The 25,379-nt window shown below is 45.3% G+C and carries 18 protein-coding genes; 13 read left to right on the plus strand and 5 right to left on the minus strand.

The genetic code is table 11. The features are described from left to right. Positions 1-263 precede the first annotated feature (263 nt). Complete coding sequence (locus MHI55_RS11455) at positions 264-1,184, plus strand: hypothetical protein (protein WP_340390044.1); 921 nt, start codon at positions 264-266, stop codon at positions 1,182-1,184. Positions 1,185-1,350: 166 nt separating this feature from the next. On the opposite strand, the gene MHI55_RS11460 is transcribed toward MHI55_RS11455, so the two are convergent. Further along, positions 1,351-2,271: an AraC family transcriptional regulator gene (locus MHI55_RS11460; protein ID WP_036670244.1), complete on the minus strand. Its 921-nt coding sequence runs from the start codon at positions 2,269-2,271 to the stop codon at positions 1,351-1,353. 172 nt (positions 2,272-2,443) lie between these two features. Between MHI55_RS11460 and yicI the strand changes: the two genes are divergently transcribed. The 4 genes from yicI to MHI55_RS11480 all read left to right on the plus strand — a co-directional run bounded on the left by yicI (position 2,444) and on the right by MHI55_RS11480 (position 10,203). After that, the gene (gene yicI, locus MHI55_RS11465; RefSeq protein WP_340390046.1) at positions 2,444-4,762 is read left to right on the plus strand and encodes an alpha-xylosidase; all 2,319 of its coding nucleotides are present in this window, start codon (positions 2,444-2,446) and stop codon (positions 4,760-4,762) included. 75 nt (positions 4,763-4,837) lie between these two features. Further along, on the plus strand, positions 4,838-5,848 hold the full coding sequence (locus MHI55_RS11470; RefSeq protein WP_340390048.1) for an aminoglycoside phosphotransferase family protein: 1,011 nt from the start codon (positions 4,838-4,840) through the stop codon (positions 5,846-5,848). A gap of 19 nt (positions 5,849-5,867) precedes the next feature. Then, complete coding sequence (locus tag MHI55_RS11475; protein ID WP_340390050.1) at positions 5,868-8,819, plus strand: glycoside hydrolase family 3 C-terminal domain-containing protein; 2,952 nt, start codon at positions 5,868-5,870, stop codon at positions 8,817-8,819. A gap of 82 nt (positions 8,820-8,901) precedes the next feature. Further along, positions 8,902-10,203, plus strand: a complete 1,302-nt coding sequence (locus MHI55_RS11480) for an MFS transporter (protein ID WP_074094512.1) — start codon at positions 8,902-8,904, stop codon at positions 10,201-10,203. Between the two features lie 159 nt (positions 10,204-10,362). On the opposite strand, the gene MHI55_RS11485 is transcribed toward MHI55_RS11480, so the two are convergent. Together MHI55_RS11485 and MHI55_RS11490 are read right to left on the minus strand one after the other, a co-directional pair. Continuing rightward, positions 10,363-11,706 carry an MFS transporter gene (locus MHI55_RS11485; protein WP_340032435.1) on the minus strand — a complete coding sequence of 448 codons (1,344 nt, stop codon included), beginning with the start codon at positions 11,704-11,706 and terminating at the stop codon, positions 10,363-10,365. A 30-nt stretch (positions 11,707-11,736) separates the two neighbouring features. Beyond that, on the minus strand, positions 11,737-12,159 hold the full coding sequence (locus MHI55_RS11490) for a MarR family transcriptional regulator (protein ID WP_340390052.1): 423 nt from the start codon (positions 12,157-12,159) through the stop codon (positions 11,737-11,739). Between the two features lie 255 nt (positions 12,160-12,414). On the opposite strand from MHI55_RS11490, the gene MHI55_RS11495 reads away from it, so the two are divergent. The 3 genes from MHI55_RS11495 (at position 12,415) to MHI55_RS11505 (ending at position 14,355) form a co-directional block, all read left to right on the plus strand. After that, positions 12,415-12,888, plus strand: coding sequence for an RbsD/FucU domain-containing protein (locus MHI55_RS11495; RefSeq protein ID WP_036609525.1), 474 nt, complete (start codon positions 12,415-12,417; stop codon positions 12,886-12,888). 268 nt (positions 12,889-13,156) lie between these two features. Continuing rightward, positions 13,157-13,657: a GNAT family N-acetyltransferase gene (locus MHI55_RS11500; RefSeq protein ID WP_340390591.1), complete on the plus strand. Its 501-nt coding sequence runs from the start codon at positions 13,157-13,159 to the stop codon at positions 13,655-13,657. A gap of 77 nt (positions 13,658-13,734) precedes the next feature. After that, entirely contained in the window at positions 13,735-14,355 is a 621-nt protein-coding gene (locus tag MHI55_RS11505; protein WP_237176010.1) for a TraX family protein, read from the plus strand. A gap of 114 nt (positions 14,356-14,469) precedes the next feature. Here MHI55_RS11505 and MHI55_RS11510 read toward each other — a convergent pair whose 3' ends face one another. Then, a complete protein-coding gene (locus MHI55_RS11510) occupies positions 14,470-18,177 on the minus strand; it encodes an amino acid adenylation domain-containing protein (RefSeq protein WP_340390054.1) in 3,708 nt (1,235 codons plus the stop codon). A 46-nt stretch (positions 18,178-18,223) separates the two neighbouring features. Beyond that, positions 18,224-19,966 carry a methyl-accepting chemotaxis protein gene (locus MHI55_RS11515; RefSeq protein WP_100529440.1) on the minus strand — a complete coding sequence of 581 codons (1,743 nt, stop codon included), beginning with the start codon at positions 19,964-19,966 and terminating at the stop codon, positions 18,224-18,226. A 510-nt stretch (positions 19,967-20,476) separates the two neighbouring features. Between MHI55_RS11515 and rpiA the strand changes: the two genes are divergently transcribed. The 5 genes from rpiA to MHI55_RS11540 all read left to right on the plus strand — a co-directional run bounded on the left by rpiA (position 20,477) and on the right by MHI55_RS11540 (position 25,350). Then, positions 20,477-21,148, plus strand: a complete 672-nt coding sequence (rpiA, locus tag MHI55_RS11520; RefSeq protein ID WP_017689275.1) for a ribose-5-phosphate isomerase RpiA — start codon at positions 20,477-20,479, stop codon at positions 21,146-21,148. Continuing rightward, on the plus strand, positions 21,111-21,773 hold the full coding sequence (locus MHI55_RS11525; RefSeq protein WP_340390056.1) for a GNAT family protein: 663 nt from the start codon (positions 21,111-21,113) through the stop codon (positions 21,771-21,773). Before rpiA ends, MHI55_RS11525 begins: the two co-directional genes overlap by 38 nt. A 15-nt stretch (positions 21,774-21,788) precedes the next feature. Further along, on the plus strand, positions 21,789-22,250 hold the full coding sequence (locus tag MHI55_RS11530) for a MarR family transcriptional regulator (RefSeq protein WP_017689273.1): 462 nt from the start codon (positions 21,789-21,791) through the stop codon (positions 22,248-22,250). 286 nt (positions 22,251-22,536) lie between these two features. Further along, positions 22,537-23,625 carry a cobalamin-dependent protein gene (locus tag MHI55_RS11535; protein ID WP_036609522.1) on the plus strand — a complete coding sequence of 363 codons (1,089 nt, stop codon included), beginning with the start codon at positions 22,537-22,539 and terminating at the stop codon, positions 23,623-23,625. A gap of 15 nt (positions 23,626-23,640) precedes the next feature. Further along, on the plus strand, positions 23,641-25,350 hold the full coding sequence (locus MHI55_RS11540; RefSeq protein WP_340390058.1) for an ATP-binding protein: 1,710 nt from the start codon (positions 23,641-23,643) through the stop codon (positions 25,348-25,350). The last annotated feature ends 29 nt before the right edge of the window (positions 25,351-25,379 follow it).

Raw genomic sequence — 25,379 nt, forward strand, 5'->3', positions numbered from 1 at the left:
AATAATGACTGAAGTCATGCTGGAATAAGGATTGAATTTGAAAATAATAAATAATTGTGACTTTTGAACTATACATACAGAACTACGAATTCCCGAAATATAGTTATATGATTCTTTCGTCGTAAGTCTTAAAGATGATATTGCATATAAAAGCAAACCAAATTCGTCGTACCTAATAAGTATCCATTAAATGAATATGAAACGACACAATTTCATCCAGATTTGCACGTCAGAGCTGATAACTTCAGAGGGAGTGTACAAATATGAAAAGCAAAAGGGGTTACCGTTTTATCGTATTACTGAGTTGTTTGATCCTGTGTGCGAGTACAGCCTGTTCTTCCAAAGCCATAGCGGATGGTTCAGTCGACAGTTATGCAACGATTCATGGAAAACTTGATGTGCCAGTAAGAGCGACTTGGGTATGGGATACCACCCAGATCCGAAGTACTCCTCAAGAAGTGTTAAATTACGCTACAGCGAACAAAATCAATACGATCTATCTGCAGATGAACCGGGATATAAAGATTCCTGAGTATAAAAGTTTTATCCGCCAGGCGAGAGCCAAGAACATTGCGGTTGACGTCATGGATGGAAGATCAGCGTGGGGATTGACGGAAAGTCGGGAGCAGATTGCATCTTTCCTGGACTGGATCGAGGCATATCAGGCGCAGGCGTTGTCCAATGAGAAATTTGCTGGTATTCATCTGGATATTGAGCCACATGTGCACCCTCAGTGGAAAATCAATCAGGCCAGTGTAATTACCCAGTGGCAAGGCAATGTGGAGTATATTGTTGAGCGAGCATCACGGCTGAAGATGCCGGTAGCGGCTGATCTGCCTTTCTGGCTCGATAACTACAAAATTCCGGGTTCCACGATGGCCGTAAGCAGCTGGATGATTCGCAAGTTTGATTCCATCACCATTATGGCTTACCGCGATACAGCTGCTGCAATCTATAGTGTAGCGAAGGATGAACTTGCAGAAGCAGCTCTGCTCGGCAAGACGATCTCAATCGCCGTGGAAACAAAGCAAAGCAAGGAAGGCGACTTCATTACTTTTTATGAAGAGGGATCTGCTTATATGGAAGCACAATTAAAGTTGGTCGAAAAAATGGCTTCAGTACATGCGTCCTTTAACGGTTTCTCCGTACATGAGTACACTTCATGGAAGACGCTAAAAAAGTAAGACACTGTTAAGTTTCAAAGCGTAAGGCTGATAGCAGCCAATGAGATGATTTCTAACTGAGCCAATGTGGCTCAGATCAGATCGTTACCTCACTCGTTAGCAGGAAAGTTGATGAAGAAGATAAAGAAGGTGCTTGCAGCTGAATAGCTGTGAGCACCTTCTTCTTTTACACCTGAACTAGGGCAGACTCCATTCCTACGTTCTCATAGAACATTTTGCGATACTGTGAAGGTGTGGTGGCTTTATGCTTTTTGAATGTAGTGATAAAGTAGCTTAGATGCTCAAAACCCACATCCATGGCGATATCAACAATTTTGTGATCCGTATTCTCAAGCTGAACGCAGGCCTGCTGAACACGGTAATAGTTAATGTAATCAACCGGGGTTTTCTGCACCATCTGTTTGAAGAAACGACAGAAGTGCCCTTCACTCATATTGGCCTCATCAGCAAGTTCTTTCAGTTTTAATGGTTCAGGATACCGTTTGTGAATATAACTGAGCACGGATTTCAGGCGCTCTACCTTGTCATGACTGCCTGTAGTTACAGTGCCTTTGAGCGGAGCAGGTCTCATATGTTCGAACATTCGGGCAAATATGAGGTACAGGTAGGCTTTCGTTGACATTTCACATGTTTCGGTTCGGGTAGCATGGTCCGCAAATATGCGTTTCAGGTGATCCAAGATTTCTTGTCCCCAATCCTCATCTGCCTTGATATGGCTGGGGGGAATCACCGTTTTGCGTACCAGTGGACCGATGAATTTCTCTTGGACCGTATCGAAGGTACGGCTGCCAAGCAGTTCGGGATTAAATACAATGGAAGAGAATACGCAGGGCACATCGCCCTTCAGATACCCCGCATGAATCTCGCCTCTATTGATGAAAATCGCTTCTCCAGCTTGGACCTCAACAGTGTTCATATCGATCTGAAAGACGGCGCAGCCCTGGGTCACCATAGTGAACTCCATCTCATCATGCCAGTGGCAATCGAGAATGCTATCCCCGTTCAGTTGTTGAATATCTGGGTACACACTGACGGGATACATGGCATTGCCGTGAATCCGGTCTTCCCGTAATCGTTCACGTTCCATATCAGATTCTCCTTTTGTATCATTATTAATGTAATCGTTTCCATAGATTGGTGATGATGTTCAAGAATCGGATGTTTATTATCAAAATCGTGATATATTTGGTCAAAATAAGAGAAGAAATTCGTTATTAATATCAATATTATTATAATATAACCAAAGGGGGAAAGAAAACATGAAATTTACTGATGGATTCTGGATGACTCGTGAAGGGTACCAGATTCAAAACCCGACTGACATTCGTGATATTGTGCAAAAAGATAATTCTTTGACCGTATATGCGGCAACTAAATATATTCGCAGCAAAGGCGACACGTTGAACGGTACATTGCTGAAAGCAACGTACAGCTCACCTATGCCAAACGTTATTCGTGTAACCTTGAATCACCATAAGGGCGGCGTGAAAAAAGGGCCTGTATTTGAGCTTAACACACAAGAAGCCAACGTTGAGATCTCAAAAAATGAACAAGGTGCTGTTTTGAAAAGCGGCAACCTGGAAGTTCAAATCGACAAAACAAACGGTTGGGACGTTAGCTTCCTATATGGAGGAAAACGCATTACAGGTAGCGGTCAAAGAGCAGCTGGTTATATTACAGGTCCAAGCAAGGAAGCGTACTTCCGCGAGCAGCTTGATCTCGGTATTGGTGAATACGTTTACGGACTAGGTGAGCGCTTCACACCGTTTGTTAAGAATGGTCAAATCGTCGATACCTGGAATGAGGACGGCGGTACAAGCAGTGAGCAGTCCTATAAAAACATTCCGTTCTACCTGTCCAATAAGGGATATGGCGTATTTGTAAACCATCCTGAACGCGTATCGTATGAGATTGCATCCGAGAATGTATCTAAAGTTCAGTTCAGCGTAGAAGGCGAGACGTTGGAGTACTTCATTATCGGCGGTGACAATCCAAAGGATGTACTTGATAATTATACGAAATTAACAGGTAAACCAGCGCTTCCACCGGCATGGACTTTTGGTCTGTGGCTGACAACATCATTCACAACGGATTATGATGAAGCAACGGTTAATCATTTCGTAGATGGCATGGCTGAACGTGATCTTCCGCTGTCTGTATTCCATTTTGACTGCTTCTGGATGAAGGAATACCAATGGTCTGATTTTGTATGGGATGAAGCGATGTTCCCGGATCCGGAAGGCATGCTTGCACGTCTGAAAGAAAAGGGCCTTAAAATCTGTGCTTGGATCAATCCATATATTGCAGAAAAATCCTACTTGTTCGATGAAGGTATGGAGAACGGTTACCTGGTCAAAACAGCCGATGGTAGCGTATGGCAATGGGATATGTGGCAAGCAGGTATGGCTCTGGTTGATTTCACGAATCCGGATGCTGTGAACTGGTATAAGAGTAAGCTGGAAGTCCTGCTGGATCAAGGTGTAGATTCCTTCAAGACTGACTTTGGTGAAAGAATTCCGACAGATGTTGTGTACTTCGATGGTTCTGATCCGGTTAAAATGCACAACTATTATACACAGCTCTATAACAAAGCTGTATTTGAATTGCTCGAAGAGAAGATTGGCAAAAACGAAGCTGCCCTGTTTGCACGCTCTGCAACAGCAGGTGGGCAACAGTTCCCGGTTCACTGGGGTGGTGACTGCTCTTCCACGTATGAATCTATGGCTGAATCGCTTCGCGGTGGCCTCTCACTCGGGCTTTCCGGTTTCGGATTCTGGAGCCATGATATCAGTGGTTTTGAAAGCACAGCGAGCCCTGACGTATACAAACGCTGGGTACAATTCGGACTGTTATCTTCACACAGTCGCCTGCACGGAAGCACTTCCTATCGTGTGCCTTGGCTGTTTGACGAGGAATCCGTGGACGTTGTTCGTGACTTTACCAAACTCAAAATCAGCCTGATGCCGTACCTGTACAATTCTGCGGTTGAGTCAACGGTAAAAGGTATTCCGATGATGCGCGCTATGCTGCTGGACTTCCCAGAGGACCCAACAACATACAGCCTGGATACGCAATATATGTTTGGTGACTCGATTCTGGTGGCTCCAATCTTCAACAAGGAAGGTGATGTGTGTTATTACCTGCCTGAAGGAACTTGGACGAACTATCTGACAGGAGCGAAAGTACAAGGTGGACGCTGGATCAGTGAAAACCATGACTTTAAAACACTACCAATGATGATTAAGCCAAACAGTCTGATCGCTGTGGGTGCGGTGGATAGCAAACCGGATTATGACTTTGCAAATGATGTGTCCCTGCACTTGTTCGAACTGGCTGATGGTCAAACGGCTCAAGCTGTTGTTGTGAACCAAGCAGCTGAACAGGAGCTGACAGTTAACGTTACACGTAATGGATCAGTGCTGGATGTTCGTGCTGAAGGTGCGGGCAAACCTTGGAACATCGTACTTCGCGGTATTGAAAGTGTATCCAGCGTTGAAGGTGGTTCCCAAGTGTCTGGTGCAAATGGTGTTGTTGTTACAGCAGCAACAGGCGCAAGCGCGCTTACAATCCAACTGTAAAATGATATAGTAAAAGAAAAGGACGGTGCCGAAAGGTGCCGTCTGTTTGTCTACGATGATAGGAGATTGAATGAAATGAGTACAATGAATTCGGGTTTGCACTGTACGATATCAGCAGAGATGCTGCATCAACTGGTAGAAATTCATTTTGGAAGCGATACCAAAGTGAAGGAGTTTGGTCTCCTGCAAGGTGGACTTTTTAATACAACCTATCGGATTCACCTTGAACATACATCCTATACGGATGTGATTTTACGTTTGGCACCAGAGCGGGGAGAGATGGCGGCTGGTTCTGCGGCTGATCCACTTTTTTCTTTTGAACGCACGATGATGGCTGCTGAACCGATTGTGTATGAATATTACCGTAACGCAGGCATTCCTGCTCCCAACATTATCGCCTGTGATGACAGCGGATCAATCATCCCAAGAACGTACATGTTTATGGAGTTTATCCCGAGTAAGCAGCTGGATCACGCATCGATTTCAGATATAAACAAAGAGCGATTGTACCATCAGCTTGGCGCCTATACCGCCATCATGCATCAGATCGAGGGTGCATCGTTTGGTTGGCCGCAGGGGGACGGTTCAATTAAAGGCTCGGATCAATGGTCCGAGGTGCTGTACTCTTTTGCAGAAGAAACAGCACTTAAAGCGGCACGAGCCGATTATATGCCAGGTGTGGGAGAAGAGATCGCTGCTATTTTCATGCAAAATAAAGACTTATTTGATCAAGTGACCCGTCCGGTACTCGTTCATAATGACCTGTGGGAAGCAAATGTACTTGTTCATCAGGAAAATGGTGAGCTGAACATTGCGGCCATCATTGACGGAGATCGTTCCATGTTTGCAGACAGGGAGTTTGAAGCCATATTGTCGTCAGAATCAGCGGCTTTTCATGAAGGATATGATCGTCCACTGGACTCATCCGCTGAAGGACAGGCACGCAGGCTTGCCTATCGAATACTGTCTTCGTATTTTAATGCCTACGTTCATGAACATCAGGTCAATCAACCTGAAGATGGTCAGAAGTATCACCAGCGCACGCTGGATTTACTGGAGCAATGGAAGCAACTTGGACTTAACTAATTCGCAGGGGGAATGAAGGATGAAGGAGTATCATCAATACCCGATGTGGGATGCGTCACTTTCACTTGAGGAAAGGTTGGATGACCTGATTGCACGGTTGACAACGGAGGAGAAGATCAGACTAATTCCTACACGCGAAGCAGCTGTACCAAGACTGGGCATTCCAGCCTACAACGTTGGGGGCGAAGCTGCCCACGGGGTTGCATGGAAAGGGGAGGCGACGGTATTTCCGCAACCTCTCGGTCTATCGAGTACCTGGAATACGAGACTTATGCGGGAGATTGGTTCAGTCATTGGCGATGAAGCTAGGGCATATCATCACCGTGATCCTGAAGTTCACGGGCTAACTTTGTGGGCACCAACGGTTGATCTGGAACGTGACCCACGCTGGGGTAGAACAGAAGAGGGATATGGCGAGGACCCGGTCCTCACGGGAGAAATGTCGGCAGCTCTCGTCAAAGGTATGCAGGGAAATGATCCTTTTTATCTGAAAATGGTCGCGACCTTGAAACATTTTTTTGCCAATAATAATGAGAAAGATCGGCTGAATTGTTCATCCAGCATTGATCCGCGCAATCTGCGGGAATATTATTTGAAAGCATCTGAGACACCATTTGTGGAAGGTGGAGCCTTGTCCATGATGACAGCTTACAATTCCATCAATGGTACACCTGCCATTGAAAGTCCATATGTGAATGATGTGGTTAAGGGTGAGTGGGCGATGCCAGGTTTCATTGTATGTGATGGTGGAGACCTGTCACAGACTGTGAATTATCATGGTTATCATACCAGTCATGCCGAATCAGCAGCAGGTGCGTTGAAGGCAGGAGTGGATTGTCTTACAGATGAAGTTGATCTTGTTGTATCTGCTCTGGAAGAGGCTCTTGACCAGAATCTGTTGAAAATAGCTGATTTGGACAGAGCGATCCGCAACATCTTTGGTGTGCGAATGCGACTTGGACAACTCGATCAGTCCGGGCTCAATCCATATGCGTCTATTCCCGAGTCGGTATTATGTGCACCGGAACATGCCAAACTTAGTTATCGTGCCGCTGCCGAATCGATTGTTTTGCTCCAAAATGATGGATTACTTCCCTTGCAGGCAGAAGCGTTGCAGAAAATCAGTGTGATTGGGCCACTTGCGGATGTTGTCTATACCGATTGGTACAGTGGCACATTGCCTTATCGAGTATCCGTCCTAGATGGATTGCGCAATCGCCTACCTGAAGCAGACGTGACCTATGTGGATGGGAATGACCGTATTCAGCTGAAGACAACAAACGGTCAGGTTATAACCTTGGGTGTGGAAGGTACACTCGTCGCTATACCGGAAGTCAGTGCACCTACTGCCGCCGAATTTGAACATCAGGATTGGGGTTGGGGAAGTCATACGCTGAGAAGTGTAAACAATAATCGATACGTTAGTTTAACCGAGCAAGGCATATATCAGGCAAACGCACCGGAGATTGGTGGCTGGTTTGTGAAGGAAGTTGTTCGTATAGATCCTCTAACGGATGGAAGTAACACCTTGCGGACGTGGAACGGTATCCCTGTTGGACTGAGCGAATATCAGGGACAATCTGCTGTATCACCACTCCGGCCACAAGGAGAAAAAACTACAGCTACAGGTACAACTCAGGGTAATGTGAGTGCCTCTGGACACGCAATTCAATCACCAGGTAATACACAGAGACCTTCTGCATTCAATATTGATATTGTGAAACGCGGAATACAACAAGCCGTAGAAGCTGCACGTGGCAGTCAGGCATCTGTCGTTGTTGTTGGCAACAGCCCATATATCAACGGCAAAGAAGAAATTGACCGCCCAAGTCTGCTGCTTCCGCCGAGTCAGGTCGAGCTTGTCAAAGCCGTGTGTGAAGCCAATCCCAATACAGTGGTTGTCATTATGGGCAGTTATCCATTTGCCTTGCAGGAGTTGAAAGGTATTGCCCGCGCAATCGTTTATATGACACATGCAGGTCAGGAATTGGGGAACGCGCTTGCAGATGTACTGTTAGGTCATTATGCCCCTGCAGGTAGATTAAATATGACATGGTATGAAGACGAATCACAGCTTCCTGACATGATGGATTATGACATCATTCAGAATGGCATGACTTATATGTATCATGAAGGACCGGTTCAATATGCATTTGGTCATGGCCTGACGTATTCCGAATTCGAATACGAAGCGATTCGTGTAAGTCGCAGTGCTTCGGGGGAATCCACCACCACAGATCAATTGAAGATTGAGGTGGAGGTACACAATAAGGGTGAACGTGACAGTGATGAAGTTGTTCAGATCTATGGATCTTCACATACCTCGCGTGTGAAACGTGCTCAGAAGCAACTGCTTGCTTTCCGTCGTGTTCATGTCAAAGCAGGGATGCGTGTTACGATAAGTTTCGAAGTTCCTGTTCAGAAGCTGGCGTTATGGGATGTTACCCGAGATCGATACTGTGTGGAGACAGCGACCTGGGCCATCCTGGCAGGGCGTTCTTCCACAGATATACGTCAGTCGGCTGATATTAAAATTGAAGGTGAGACGATTCCGGATCGTCCGTTACACTTGCTTACCTTTGCCGAGAATTACGATGCTTGTGCAGGTGTTCTTCTGGATGAATGTCTGGAAGGGCGTTCGGCAGTTCGGGCAATCACTCCGGAAGAACCTTTATATCGAGAGGAGCAGTCGTCTTGGATCGCTTTCAACCATAATGCTGTTCAAGAAGTACAAGGATTTGAAGCCAGAGTGGCAGCTTTTGGGGAAGAGGGAAGACTGGAGATTCGTTCCGAAGGACTGGAGGGCGAACTGCTCGGTGTGTGTGAAGTTTCTGGACCTGGAGGCAGTGTGAATGGGAAAGATATCAAGTGGACAACAGTTCAGTGTTTGCTTGAGGCGCCACATAAGGTGAATGCGCTATATATTGTCTTCAAAGGTGGAGCAGCGTTACGGCACTTTAGATTGTTGTAGTTGTAGCATGTCCTGAATAATCAACCTCCGAAACAAGCACAATAATGCTGTTGTGTGTAGAATCTGTAAAGGTGGTTGTGGTATGAACGATAAAAAGTGGGACCTCGTCGCACTTGCTTCCATCCCTTTAATTATGACCTTGGGTAATTCCATGCTAATACCGATCCTGCCACAGATTGAACGTGAGTTGAAGGTATCTGCATTTAAGGTCAGTATGCTCATTACAGTCTACGCTGTAGTTGCCATCCTGCTTATTCCTCTTGCAGGGTACTTGTCGGATCGTTTTGGCAGAAAAGCAGTTATCATTCCCAGCCTCGTTATTGCAGCCGTCGGAGGTGCTGTCGCTGGTGTGGCAGCATGGATGCTGAACGGAAACATAGCCTACTGGACCATTCTGGGTGGCAGGTTATTGCAGGGAATAGGTGCTGCTGGCGCATTTCCTATTGTTATCCCGTTGGTTGGGGACATGTTCAATGATGAGAACGAAGTAAGCAAAAGCCTAGGTATCATTGAGACCTCGAATACGTTTGGTAAAGTCATAAGTCCGATTCTGGGTGCAGCGCTGGCGGTCTGGTTGTGGTATGCGCCATTCATGGCTATTCCTATCCTTTGTGTACTTTCTCTGGTTCTTGTTATTTTCCTGGTGAAGACTCCCCGGAAAAAAGAAAAGCCTCCCACCTTTCCTGAATTTGTAGCATCCATTCGTGACGTATTAAAAGAAAAGGGACGCTGGTTGTATGCGTTGTTTGCAATCGGCGGTATTTGCATGTTTGTCATCTTTGGTGTGTTATATTATCTATCCGAGACGCTGGAGAGCGAATTTGCCCTGAAAGGTGTACTTAAAGGACTTGTCCTTGCGATTCCGCTGGCAGCGTTATGTCTTTCTTCTTTCCTGGCAGGGAAGTGGATTGGGAAGAACAAAACACGAATGAAATGGCTTGGCTTTGCAGGACTTGCGCTTCTGACGGTATCCCTTGGCGTTATAGGTTTATTCGATAATATTTATGTTGTAGTAGGTCTTTTCACATTGGGGAGTGCCGGAATAGGTGCAACGTTACCATGTCTGGATGCCTTGATTACAGAAGGCGTAGACAAAAAACAGCGGGGCACAATCACGGCTCTGTTCAGCAGCATGCGATTCATTGGGGTATCTCTCGGTCCACCTGTCGTTTCTTTGTTGATCGGTTCTCATCATTTCCTGCTTTTTGGTGTGCTCGCCGCGTCTGGCGCCGTGGGCGGATTGCTCACCTTATTTGCAGTTAAGCCGGATAAGGGAGATCAACCTACTTCAGGAAGCAAGCAGAAACAGGATGAAACATCTATGGATGTGATCGAGACGAGTAGAAGGTATGCTCCCATAGGTCGCAAGAAAAGTCCATTTTAGATAGACGGTGCTGTACGCTGCGTTCATTTCGATGCTGTCTTAAGTGTAACATTCAGATTTGTTCCAAAAAAAACGCGTTTACGCCTAAGAAAGCGGATGAATTTGCTTTCTCGGTGTAAACGCGTTTCTCGTTTCTATGAGCAGAATGACTTTAACCAATCATTCGTGTTTGCTCTTATTCGACTGGCTTGTTTCGGTGTTGCCGGCTCCAGATTCTGAATTCTTGGATTGATCTTGAGGTGGTTCCGTTGCGGTAATATGCGTATGAGCGAGCAGAGCATGAGGTTCAATGGAGAAGCTGCCGCTTCGTTTTCCCTGAATCAGATATATAAGCAAGAACAGAATCATAAACATCACGGAATATCGATACATATCGGTATAACTGGTTATGGCCGCAATGGCACCAAGAAGAAGGGCACCGGTCGCGATACCCAGATCCAGCGAGTTTAAAAACATACCATTAGCCATACCCCGTTGAGTAGGAGATACAACTTGAATCATCCAGGTCTGCAGAGACGACTGCATGGAACCATAACCGACTCCGTAGATAAAGGCAGCAATGAACAGGAGGGACATGGAGGTTGCATACGAGAGCAGAATGAGGCCGACAGCAACGAATATTGCCCCTGGAATGAGCAGTGCTTTTGGCCCTTTATTGTCATAGATCCGTCCTGCAAATGGTCTAACCAATAACACGGCGAGTGCATTGAACAAAAAGAACAGCGCAGGATTGGCCAGATTGGCTTCCTTACCATACAAAACGATGAATCCGACAAGCCCGCCATAGGTGATGGATAATAGGCAATTCAGCACACTGGGCAGAATCAGCTTGCGGTTGAAAGGTGTCTTCTGTTTTGGGTTGGACCCTGAAGCACTTGTTGTGGCTTGTGGCATGATGGTTGTACTGTTATCGGTTCTGACTGCTTTTTTGCGTGTCAGCGAATAACTCAGTGGATAGATCACAGCGAGCACACCCGCAGTACATAACATCAGGGTTACAAAACCTGCTCCCTGGAGCAGAGTGACCCCAATGATTGGCCCCATAGACATAGCCAGGCTAGTTGATAGACCAAAGTAACCCATACCTTCACCCATTCGTTTCACGGGCACAATGTCCGAGGCCATCGTTGGAAAAGCGGTACTGCTCATACCAAACCCGATACCAAACAACATTCTGAGCAACAAGAGCACAGCTATGCCGGCAGCAAAATAATAGCCGAGCGTTGCCAGCAGGGCTACGGACAGGCCTATATAGATCATGGCGTTACGAAGACCCTTCTCCAGTGCTTTCGCGGAATAGAGACGGGCTGCTATGGCACTTAGTGCAAACAGACAGGTGAATAAACTTACTTCAAATGCATTGGCGTGAAATCGCTCCTGAACGTAGGACGGAAGCGGAGAGACAATCATGTGCAGTTGCAAGAACAACAAGAAGTTGCACAGCATCAGCAGTATAAAATCGGTGGTCCATAGTCTAACTTGTTGTGTAGATTGTTCTTTCATGATGATGTATTCCCCCTGAGTTGTGATTCATTACAAGTTGCGGTTAATGAGGGAAAGAGTATGTTTAAATGCTCCCATCTGGTCTTCGGATATACCTTCAGCAAGTTCTTTATTCATTTCTCTTTCAATCGGAACGAGGATATCAATTAACGCTTTGCCTTCCGTGGTGAGATATAACAGATAGGCTCTGCGATCCTGTTCGCTGGTCCGGCGTTCTACCCAGCCTTTTTTCTCAAGCAGATCAATAATCCGCGCAGTGGTGGGTTGGTCTTTGAAGACACGTGCAGCGAGCTCCTTCTGATTCACACCTTCACCGCGGTCAACATTAAAGAGAACAGAAAATTGCTCTGTCGTAATATCATAAGGTTTGAATCGCGTCGCAAGTAAAGCTACAGCTTTACGATGTGTGAAACCCAGCATGAATCCAACAGATTGTTCCAGTGTATAGTCCATGTGATTGCTAGACCTCGCTTCCATAATAAAATGTCCCAATTAATTAGTTGTTACAACAACTATATGTCAAACAAGTATTTTTGTCAAAATGAAATATTCTCATATCGAACGTACGTGTGCGCTGTGCAATGATCCGAAAATACTGTTAGAATAGGGATGAAACCGCTTTTATAGAATCGATGTCTAGCGTGCTTGAAGAATGGAGAAAACCAATCTGCTCTAACTGATGTTGGAGTTGAACAAGGAGAGCTGTGTATGCTAAAGAATATACCCGCAATAATACCTCCAGAGTTACTCAAAATCATGTCCGAAATGGGTCATGGAGACGAGTTGGTTCTGGCGGATGGCAATTTCCCCGCAGCCAGTCATGCCAAGCGACTAGTACGTTGTGATGCACTGGGAGTTGTTGAACTGTTGGATGCCATCCTGCAATTATATCCACTGGATACCTATGCTGAGCGTCCCGCTGCTGTCATGCAGGTTGTGAAAGGGGATCAGGTGATCCCGATCATATGGGAAGACTACCGCCGGTTGATTGAAGAATATGAAGGCATCACGGATGCTTTTGATCATGAAGAACGATTTGATTTTTATAAACGGGCTTCGAATGCCTATGTGATTGTTGCAACTGGTGAGCGAGCGCAATACGCCAACCTGATTTTGAAGAAAGGCGTCATTTTCCCCGATGCTGATCCTGGTCAGGAACAGCAGAATGCTGAATCGAACTGAATAATTACGGCGACGGAGAAGTGGATGCTTTGGTCGCCTTTTTTATTTTTGCCAATACGAAGTAAATATAACAAAACGTACAGAATTGGCATGGACTAGATAAGCAGGATGCAATCTGGAAACGCGCATGAACGAATGTCAGCTCACTGCTCAAGATACTACAAACTTTGATGCAGATGATGAATGGGGAAAAGGGAAGGACTGTTTTACAATTGAAAGAAATACAAAGGGGGAGACGATGCTCTCCATCCCAGAGGAGTTGAGTGAAATGCAGCACCGAATCAGACAAGCGGGTCTTCTTGATAGTAACGAAGTGGGACGTTTGTTCAATGAGTACAGGATGTTCTACAACCAAAATGCTGATATTGAGGCAGCACGTCAGTATATTAGAGAACGAATGGAAGGCCATGAATCGGTGATTTTGGTAGCAGAAACAGATGCGGAAAGTGATCATGGGACAGATGAAAGTAACGTTATTTCACTCTCGAAAGGCTTAATTTGTACTGGATTCGTTCAGCTATATCCCAGTTTTAGTTCCGTATCGATGGGGCCTGTCTGGGTGCTTAATGATCTATATGTGCATCCGGATTATCGTCAGCAAGGCATTGCTAGGAAGCTCTTGCAAGCAGCCAAGCAATTGGCATCTGAGCGAGGAGTTCTTCGTATATCACTCTCAACTGAGTTAAGTAACAAACAAGCGCAAGTTTTATATGAATCCGAAGGATATGCACAGGATACCAAATTCATGTATTATGAACTTAATGTATAAGAGTTTGCTCCAAAAGATGGACTATATGAATGAATGGCACACTTGTGTCGTCGGCAACAAGGGAGGGGAGTCGCAACATGATGCAGTGGATTGCCATGATCACGATGTTAATTGATCATATAGGGGCTGTCTTTTTTCCACATATTATAGAGTTGAGGATCATAGGTCGTATCGCTTTTCCAATCTATGCTTTTGCAGTGTATATCGGTTATAAACATACACGAGACGTACAAAAATACATATGGCGTCTGTTCTGGATTGCGATCATATCACAGGTGCCGTTTATGGCTGCGTTTAATCATTATTCTCTGAACGTGGTGTGGACATTGTGGTCAGCCCTGTTGGTATTATTCGTTATCGATAAATTGCCATCCAAACTACTAGGGATTCCGATTGTAATTGGAGCAGGGTGGTTCATGGAAATTAGCCAAATGGATTACGGGATGTACGGGTTGTTATTGGTTCTGTTATTCCGTTATTTCCAGGGTCCTGTACTTGTCGTGGCACATGTCTTGTTAAATGCACTATATCTTCTGCTGCATAACAGCTCTGTGCAAATGTATAGTGTGCTGGCAACCGCCGGCATTGCTATTGCTCAGTATTACCAGGCGGGATTCCGTATGAAGGGGCCACGTTGGGTCTGGCGTTATTTCTATCCAGCTCATCTTGCCATCATTGCAATTATCCGATGGGTCTAAAAAATGATCCGAAAATGCGAAGAAAAGAAGCCATCTTATCGTCAGTGAATGACGATAGATGGCTCCTTTTCGTGTGACCTTATTTATTAATTAAATGCTAATGATAAAGTGAACTTACTCCATTGCTGTAGAAGTGCCGTTATGGCGCCGGATTGCAGACGGGAAATATCCAATCTGAACGGCGTAGTCTAACATGGCGGAGATGAAGCGATCATCTGTTTTTGCACATGAGATGCCAGCAGGTTCCACATAAGCCGTTGTGACAGGGCAAGCATAGACATATGCTGAATCCTTCGCACCGTCGCCTTCAAGCTGTGCAATAGCCAACTGAAGAGCTTCCGGCTCTTTGCTGATGCTCGCATCGAACAACCAACGTGTGTAATCGGCGAAAGGTAGCGTTTCGACTTCGTAACCAGCCCGATTCACAGAACGGATCAGCTCATCATAACGGATGGGCTCCGGATTACAGATGTGGAATACACGACCGGCGGTATCCTGACGTAAGGCCAGATGAACGATAGCTTCACTTGCATAGTTTATCGGTGTAAAATCAACCATCCAGTCAGCCGCAGGAGCCTTGCCGAGCAATAACATTGCTTTGATCATACGATAAAAGGCGTTGCTATCAATATTGGACTGGAAGCGTCCGGTTTCGGAGTGGCAAGTGAGATTACCTGCACGATAGATGCTGACAGGTACACCTTCCTCTGCCGCAATCATGAGCACTTTCTCGGCTTCAAGCTTGCTGTCCGAATACAGGTTGTCCACATGCAAGTCAGCCGGGAACCGATCATATTGCAGGGAAGATTCCCATTGTCCGCTGAGTGCCAGATCTTCCGGAATACCCATCGTGGATACATGGTGGAAGGAAGCACCTGGTTTGCTGCGAATCAAGTCTAGCAATGCGACCGTTCCTTCCACGTTTGTTTTGGCGAACTGATCGGCATCGCCAAAATGACGTACGTCTGCAGCGCAGTGGATGACACGGTCAATTCGATCCTGAACATAAGCCGTTTGTTCAGCGGAAAGACCGAGATTAGGTTGTTCGAGATCCCCTTCAATAATCTCCACGCGAGTGGAGAGTTGGTCAGTCAGTTGTTTGCCGAAATATCCTTCCAGCACGTTAGTCAAACGTTCCATTGCAGTTATTCCATTGGATGGTCGACGAACAAGGGTGTAGATCCGTGTACTGGAATTCAGAATTAACTGTTGCAGCACATGAGAGCCCAGATAACCTGTTGCTCCAGTCAGTAACACATGCTCAGGTTCACGAATGAGCGGATACCCCAACTGGGGCGTTAGCTCCACAGGGTGTTCGGATAATTGTGTAATCATACCATCGGTCACCACTGAATCCGTAACTACTGCTGCACTGAGAGACAATACTTCCACACGACGAGCGAGAGCGCGGACTGTTTTCTCGGCAAAGAAGTCGGCAATGTTCAGTTGCGGATAATGTGGCTTCAGAATGACCAGTACATGAATGACCCGGAGTGAATCCCCACCGATATTGAAGAAGCTGTCTTCGACACCGAAGTCATCGTGCTGAAGGATTTCTTTCCATGCGTCTAGGATAATGGATTCCGTCTCCGTCTCAGGCATGACCCGGTCAGGGCGATCTTCATGTCGTTCCACATGAGGCAGGAATACCATCGCTTTGCGATTGATTTTTCCAGTTGGTGCAATCGGCATTTCATCCAGCTGACAGATCCACTTTGGTACAAAATAAGAAGGAAGTTTTTCCGTCAGTTCTGCCTTGATGTCCGTAACAGAGAGGGTACTGCCATCTTTCGATGTAAAGTAACCAACCAGCATATTTTGTCCATCGGATTCTTTCTTCGGAATGACCGCAACGTTCTGGATCTGATCAAGCCGTGCAAAGTGATCTTCAATCTCCCCGATCTCAATCCGGTGACCACGAATTTTTAGCTGAGAGTCACTGCGACCAACATATTCCAGCAACCCGGTATCCAGCAATTTGGCAATATCGCCAGACTTGTAGATTTTCTCACCTATCGCAAACGGGTTCTCAATGAATGCTTGCGCTGTACGTTCTGGCTGATTCAGATAACCTTTGGCCAATGCAGGGGTAGCAATATATACCTCACCAGGTACACCTGCCGGACAGAGCTGTTGTTCTTCATTTACAATGTATACTTTGTAGTTATGAATCGGTTTACCGATAGGGATGTTCACCACATGTTCAGGAACCTGCTCACTGATGCGGTGAGTAGTTGTGGCTACTGTACATTCGGTAGGTCCGTACACATTAACAATATCAATCTGGTTTCCAAATTTGCGCTGGAAGGCACGAACCTGTTCACCATATAACGCTTCTCCGGCTACAGTAATGATTCTGACTTTGGCCAGCTTGTGGAAACCTTCATCGGATAAGTAGGAAGCAAGCTGATTGAAGAAAATCGTAGGCAGTATCGTAATGATGGTTGTTCCTGTCCGTTCAATTGCACTTGCGAATTCTTCAACGGATACACGTTCTTCCGCAGACAACAGATATAATTCTGCTCCATAGAACAAGGCGCCAATGGTATCCCACACGGATGCATCAAAGCTGTATGTAGCAAACTGAGTTAATACATCACCTGGTTGAATGTCACAATCACGCTGAACCACACTGCCAAGATTGATTACACCCCGGTGGGCAATCAGTGCACCTTTGGGTTTACCGGTCGACCCTGACGTGTAGATAATATACGCAAGATCATCCGGCTGAATATCCAGATTGGGGTTACTTGCTGCAAATCCGGCTAAACGACCATCCACAGAGAGAATCTGACGGACCGTAGCTATACTGGAGAACAAGCTGGAAGCTTGGGCATAAGAAGCTTCCGTTGTCAGCACGAAGGAGGACGCCGTATCTTCCACGATATAACTGTTACGTTCTTGTGGATGCTCAGGATCGATCGGAACATATGCACCACCTGCCTTCAGAATACCAAGCAGGGAGATGATCGTCTCCAGACTTCGATCCATAAAGATACTGACGAATTCACCTTTCTGCAATCCATTGGATAACAGAACACGTGCAACCTGATTAGCTCGTTCATTCAATTCCCTGTACGTATAACTTTTGGATGGCGATGTTATCGCCGGTGAATCCGGATATGCCGCTGCCGTTGCTTCGAACCAGCCATGAACCGTCTGATTCTCTGGTTCGAGAACAGAAGTATCATTCATTTCACGGTATAGCAATCGATCTGAGGCGGAAAGAATATCTACCGTACCGATTGCTTTCTCACCGTCACGCACAAGGGCGAGTAGAAGAGTCTGATAATATTCTGCATATCTCAGCACGGTAGACTCTTTCAATAGTGAACTATCATAGAACAGATCGAGGATGAGCATGTTCTGATCATCTCGAACGTTCCAATTTAATATTTGAGGAGCTTGAGGCAACTGTACACTATTCAGCATAAAAAACGATTCAGGGTATCCACCGTTTTGCAACGTGTATTCAATCTTGAGCTGCTCTGAAACCTGATGACATAGTTGGCTGAAGGTCAATTTCCCCTGAATCTGTAATGAAAGATAAGAAGCTGCCTGATCCGGGGAAAGTATACCTATGGCAAGTTCCTGTTCAGCTGACAATCGGAATAACAAGGCTGCATAAGCTGAGAGGAGTACCGGGTACACCATCTGTTCTCCATACTTCTGTTTAAGTTCACGGCTCAGAGAAGCATGTAATGTGATTTGAGCAGACTGATAAGAGAATGATTGTTGACGTCGCCCAAAATCCAGTGGAATCTGCAGAACTGGCAAACTAGATTCCATGGAATGGGAAGAAGATGGTTGGTTTTCAATCACTTCAGTTATTCCTCCTTGGTTCAAACCGAATGTTTGTGGATTTGAATTATTGTTTGCTTACATTGAAATGAGAGATCAATTCTTGGAGTTCCTCAGACATGCTGTTAAGGCGTGTGGAGGAGTCTACCAGTGTAATCAAAGATGCTTTTTGCTCATCAACAGATGAGGAAATTTGTTCACTGCTGTTTGCTGTCTTGCTTACGCTTGAAGACAAGTCGTCCGCTGTAGCGGTCATTTCCTCCGTACCCGCAGAGATTTCTTCTGTCGCGCTTGATACTTCCTGAATCTGATTAGATACTTTTTTCGCTGCTTCTAAAATATCTTCGAACAGTTGTCCTGTTTGATCGGCTACGCTGAGTCCTGTATCTACTTCTGACGTACCTTGTTCCATTGCACGTACAGCTTGTTTAATTCCAGCTTGAATCTCTTGGATCAATACGCCAACCTGGCTGGTTGCTTGTTCAGACTGCTCGGCAAGTTTGCGTACTTCACCTGCAACAACTGCAAATCCTCTTCCTTCTTCACCAACACGAGCTGCTTCAATGGAAGCATTAAGAGCAAGCAAGTTGGTCTGGCTGGAGATACCCGAGATGATATTGAGAATATCGCCGATTTCCTGTGAACGACTCTCCAGAACCTCAATGGCAGAAGCGGTATTCTTAACCGATTCCGTAATCAGATTCATCTGTTCAGACACCTGACGGACAACGCTGTTACCTTGTTGCGAACGACGTTCCATCTCATAGGCTTCATCCGCTACACTTGCCGAGCTGCTGGCAATCGTCTGGATTACGGTAGCCATCTCGGACATGGCACGTGCACTATCCCGGGTTGCCTGTTCCTGTGAACGAATGTTGGAAGTGATTTGAGTTACATTATTATTGATAGAATCTGCATTCTCACTGTTGCGCTCGGAAACTTCATATAGCTCTTTGGCAGACTGATTTACTTCTTGTGAGGTGATTTGCACTTTAACGATAGTATCGTTGATTTTGCGAACCATGGTGTTGAACTTCTCGTTAACGAGTCCCAGATCGTCTTTGCCTGTCGGAATGTTGACATTCAAATTACCCCGACTTACGTCATCAATTCCTTTGATCAAGTGACGGATAGGGGAAAGTGTGTTTTTAACTACAAGGTATTGGATAATCAGGAATAACAGCAAGAAGGCCACAAGGATGATAATTCCGTTTTTGAGCAAGGAGTTTAGTCCCGCAGGTACGGCTGATGCATCTGCATCAACGGCAAAATATGAGAAAATCTTTCCGTTGCTGTCTTTGATTGGATATGCAATGGTTGTCCATGTTCCGAAATCATCGGAATAAAATGTTGTGAATGTTGGGCGATCCGTATTAAGCATTTCTTTCAGTGCATTGGCTACAACGACCGGCTGCTCATACATGTCACCAATATTTACGTTCTCACTTTGAAAAGCCTCTCTTAGATTGGTCGGCATCGCTACAAGGGAAGTTAATCTCTTGTTATCGCCACCGAGCTCAACACCGAAGATGTAGGCTTGTGCAATGTTAGGATAATATTCTTGCATCTCATCGAAATACGCTCGTAATTTCGTTTGTGTTGCTCCATCATAGCTACCTTCCGCAATAGCAGCTTGTACCTCGGTAGGATTGATATCTTCAGCCCACTTTTTGGTAATTTGTTCCACCTGTCCATGCAGCTGATCAACAAGAACTGTTTTTTGAAAATAGTAACTGCTTGCGATAAGTGCTACCCCGATGATAACGATATTGGTAAATGAGAGTAACAAATTTTTGGAGAAAAACGACATGCTTTTCCAACTTAATGATTTCACTAAATTCCACTCCTGATCTTCTTTAAATTAAGAAACTTTAGGGTTGCATTGGTACAGTGAACTAGATCATTCCGTGATCCCCTCCAAAGGAAATTTATGCGACCATGGTCTTGGTTTATCAGTCGCTTTCGTAGAGACTTATGTACCGTATGAACCATAGGTGTCTAATTATTAAAACACATCTATAATTAATATGTCGTATAAAATGTCGTTAAATTGAATAGTATCGTTAAATTTTTTTTAATATTTTACGTATTTATGGACATATCAGATGGTTTATAGGTATTTAGAACTGTTTATTTTAAAATTTCCCATTTTTTAGCTTCATTCTGTATTCTATAACATGGTGGGTAAAAATACATCCTTCAACAAAACAAAAATATGATGGCAGAGATGCAACAGAAGGCACGGATATACATCGGAAGCGGTTTTATCTATAATAACTACATATGCATTTCTCAAATTATGAGCAGCGGGGGTTTATAGATGAATCTTAAACAGATAGCAGCAGAGCGTGCGGCAGAATATGTTGAAGATGGAATGAAGGTTGGATTGGGTACAGGTTCAACAGCTTATTATGCCATCTGCCGGATCGGTGAGCGGGTACGTGATGGATTGAACATTCAAGCGGTTGCCACTTCAGAGGCTTCGGACAAGCTTGCCCGTGAATGGGGGATTCCCATCGTCCCATTTGACCAGATTGGACGTCTGGATCTGACCATTGATGGCGCTGATGAAGTAGATCCCGAATTTAACCTGATTAAAGGGGGGGGCGGTGCTCTTTTGCGTGAGAAAATCGTGGCGGCCAATAGTGACAAATTAATTATTGTAGCGGATGGCAGCAAAGCCGTACAAAAGTTGGGGAAATTCCCGCTTCCAGTTGAGGTGGTTCCATTTGCTTCTGAGTGGACCTTCCAGGCGCTCGAACAATTGGGATGTCAACCACAGTGGCGGATGGATGGACAGCAACGTTATCTGACAGACAACGGAAACCTGATAGCAGATTGCCACTTGGAGGCGATTGATCACGCTGCGGACCTTAATGTCCAATTGAACATGTTACCAGGTGTTGTTGATAACGGACTATTTGTGGATATGGCTAGTACAGTCATTCTTGCCAATGCGGACGGAAGTATCGAAGAGCTTCATCGTTCTTAATAAGGAAGAGGGTGCTTTTCATCGTATGAAAGAACTGCCAATCGTTGATGGTGAACTTGTACTCAGGTGTGTGGAGAAACAGGATCTGAAAGAACTCTACGAATTGATCTACAGTGATGATGTACCTGAATGGAAGCAATGGGATGCACCCTATTACCCACTTAAACACGAAAGTTATGAAATTTTTGAACAAGGTATGCTCAAACGTATGGACGTAGATCCAGGCGATTCCAGACCCGTATCAATCCGTATTATTGAATCCGACAGACAAATTGTGGGTACAATCAGCTATTACATAGAAGATGAGTTATCCATGTGGCTGGAAATGGGGATTGTAATATACAGATCTGTCCAGTGGGGACGCGGGGTTGGTACACGCTCACTTGTCATGTGGTCAAGTCATTTGTTCGAACAGATGCCTTTGGTTCGGGTTGGATTGACTACTTGGTCTGGTAATGAACGTATGATGCGTGCGGCTGTGAAAGCCGGATTACAGGTGGAGGGGCGAATGCGGAAGTGTCGCATCGTTCACGGGCAGTACTATGATTCAATTCGTATGGGTATGCTCCGTGAGGAGTGGGAGCAGAAGCTGGCCCCTCATACGAGCCGAAATGTAAACAACTGATGGAGGATTATTGAAATGCTGAACACGGAGGACAACCGGGAACTGTCTTTACAATTATTCGTGGTTCTTGTTCGGGCCTACAATTCTGTGACCTCACGTTCCAATCGGGACATCCAGAGTCACGGACTGAATACGACAGAATTTGGTGTGCTTGATTTGTTATATCATAAGGGACCGCAGGCATTGCAAAAGATTGGTGAAAAGGTCTTAATGTCCAGTGGTAATATTACGTACGTTGTAGATAAGTTGCAAAATAAAAATCTGCTGTTTCGTCGACCATCCAAGGAAGATCGGCGTGTCATTTACGCTGAGTTAACCGAAGAAGGAAGAGAATTGTTCACACAGATATTTCCTCAACACCATCAGGTCATCATTGATGCTCTGGAAGGACTTGACCCTTCCGAGAAAGTGGATGCGATTAAGATGTTGAAGAAGCTGGGACTGGCGGCAGAAGGGAAAACTGACTTGCGTTCATAACGCAGGTCAGTTTTTTTTGTGGATCTCGAAAAGTACAGGTATATACTGGCTGACTGACTTGCAAGGCCCTCCATAATATAGGAAGATTGTTCTATACATTCATCGTGTGTAAAACATGATTATCGAAAGTTCATGTATAATGGAACATAACGATTAAGAGCGGAATGGATGGATTGGATCAAGTAGAAGAACCTATCCCGATTGCAAGTCAGCTAACATCAATCTCATTCTGGATTAGTCACGAATGAAGATTGAGTAGGATGCGGGTATGAGGAGGGGTGCATCTATGAGTCATCAAGAAGCAGGAGAACGTTTGCTCCAGGAATCTGCGAACTTAGCTGATAAAATAACGGAGAAACAGTATCTCAGACAGCCCGATTTACTTGAGCGATTTGGCGAGAATGGAAAAATGCGAACCAAACAGGATTCGGAGTATAGCTTGAACTATTTGGCAGAAAGTGCGCTCGTACAGAGTCCAGGTCTGTTTACTCATTATATTGCCTGGCTGAAAGTTCTACTTGAGGGTTATAAGGTATCACCAGAAGATCTGGCGATTAATCTCAATCTGATCAAAGAGACATTGGAAGAAGAATTTGACCATCCGTCAAAGTCACTTCTGCTCGAGTATCTGGAGATGGGAATATATAGAACAACACATATGGAGTCACAGGCGGGTTACATCAACGAATCCATGCCATATGGAGATGCTGCGCAATCTTACTTACAGTGTTTGCTAGAGAATAAACGGAAAGAAGCCTTTGAGATCATTGAAGCTCAGTTAGAAGCTGGGGTGACGATTCGTGATATTTATCGATATATCTTTCAGCCCACCCAATATGAAATTGGACGATTGTGGCAATGCCATCGTATTAGTGTGGGGCAAGAACACTTTTGTACGGCAGCGACCCAGTCATTTATGTCACGTCTTTATTCCCTCTGGTTGAATCATACGGGTCAGGATAAAAAACTAGTGGCTACCTGTGTAGGCAGTGAACAACATGAGATCGGGCTGCGTATGCTCACAGATGTGTTCGAGATGGAAGGTTGGGATACGCACTATCTGGGAGCCAATGTTCCCAATGGAAGTGTAATAGAGGCTATAGAGCGGCATCAGGGCGATGTTGTTGCGATATCGGTTACGATGACGTATCACCTTCATCTGGCCAAAGAGTTGATTCATCTGATCCGTCATCATCCGGCAACGGCACATGTGAAGATTATGGTTGGGGGATATCCCTTCAATATTGATCAGGAGTTGTGGAAAACGATAGGAGCTGACGGTTATGCTCCAGGAGCCGATGAAGCGGTAGCGGTTGCAGAACAATTACTGGCTCAGCCAGCTACATGTAATCAGCTTGATATGGTTAGGGATTAAGAGAGGGATGATGTGATGTCTAATGAGAGCGGAGAGATACAGAGGCTACGCAGAACGATTGAGCAGTTATCGGATCAGATGATCCGGAGTAAAGAGCAAGAGGAACGGACACTCTCGGAATTCTCGGATATGAATAATGAACTGGTGACACTCCAGCGTATGCTTGCTAAGAACAATAACAGTCTTGAAGCTGCACGTCAGCAAGCAGTAGATGCAGGTGATTCAAAAATCGCATTTATTGCAGGCATCAGTCATGATTTTCGTACGCCATTAAATGGCATATTGGGGATGGCTGAGATGCTGAAGCTGTCTCCATTGTCTGAAGAACAGGAGAATTCCGTTTCCGTTATACAGGATGCTGCCAAACTGCTGCTTAAGCTGATTCAGGATCTTCTGGATCTGTCCAAACTTGAGGCGGGTCAGATGCGACTTGAACTGGGAGAAGTGGATCTGCAAGAGACGATAAACTATATTGTTCGTTTGCTCGAACCCCAAGTCAGAAAGAACGGAAATCAGTTATCGATAGACTGTGACCCCAGAATCTCTACTCTTCTTGAAGGGGATCCAACGAGGATTACACAGATACTGATCAATCTAATTCAGAATGCGAACAAATTCACATCAGAAGGTACGGTGCGGATACGAGTCACCCTTGTGGAAGATGATGAAGTTACACAAATGATCCGATTTGAAGTCGAAGACACGGGGATTGGTATCTCGGAAGAAGATCAGAACCAGTTATTTCAACCCTACATGCAGACTGAACGAGGACGCTCAAGTGAGTATGGAGGAACGGGCCTTGGATTATCGATCTGCAGGTCGCTCGTTACACTGATGGAAGGTCGGATTGGAGTAGACAGTCAGGAGGGTGAAGGATCAACATTCTGGTTCGAACTTACACTTGGTAAGAAAGACGGTAACCAGTCCGCTAACCAGTCTGTTGCTTCCGCTCAAGAGCAACAGGGGCAGGATATGGATGATGAAGCTCCTTCTGTATCTGTATTGCTGGCCGATGATAATGTCATCAACCGACAGCTTGTTATGTTGCAGCTCAAGAAACTGGGAATAACCCAAGTGGACGCTGTAGTGAATGGGGAAGAGGCAATAGCTGCTTTTCTCAGCAAAAAATACAGTTTGATTCTCATGGACTATATGATGCCATTGATGGACGGTTTGGAGGCAACACGCAAAATCCGCTCGATAGAAATGGATGAAATGCGCCATACCACACCAATCATTGCAATGACAGGTAATGTCATGCAGGGAGAGAAAGACAAGTGTAAGGAAGCCGGGATGAATGACTTTATTGGCAAACCCTTCACGCTGGAAATTCTGAGCAAGATGATCGAGAAGTGGCAGCAATCCTCCGAACCGACCGAGGTACTAAATATGAGCATCGTACATGAGATTGCGGAATTAAACACCGATGGCGATCGTACACTCCTTGGTATGTTGTTGGACATGTATCGTACCGATACACCTGGCAAAATTGAGGCGCTGCGCAGACATATTGTGTCCGGTGACCATGTTGCTGCAACCGAGGTAGCCCATGATCTGAAATCAGGGAGTTTGAGCCTAGGGATTCGTTATTTATCAACTTTGTTTGCTCAGATAGAGCAGTTCGCGAAGGAAGGTCAATCACGGAAAGCAGAACCTTTGCTGGATGCTTTGTTACCCGCCTATCAAGCAGCATGTGCAGCACTGCAACGAGTAAGTAAAGATTGAATTTATCTTAATGAGGAAAGAGGGTAGGG

This window comes from Paenibacillus sp. FSL E2-0151 (genome assembly GCF_037993015.1).
GTDB lineage: Bacteria > Bacillota > Bacilli > Paenibacillales > Paenibacillaceae > Paenibacillus > Paenibacillus amylolyticus.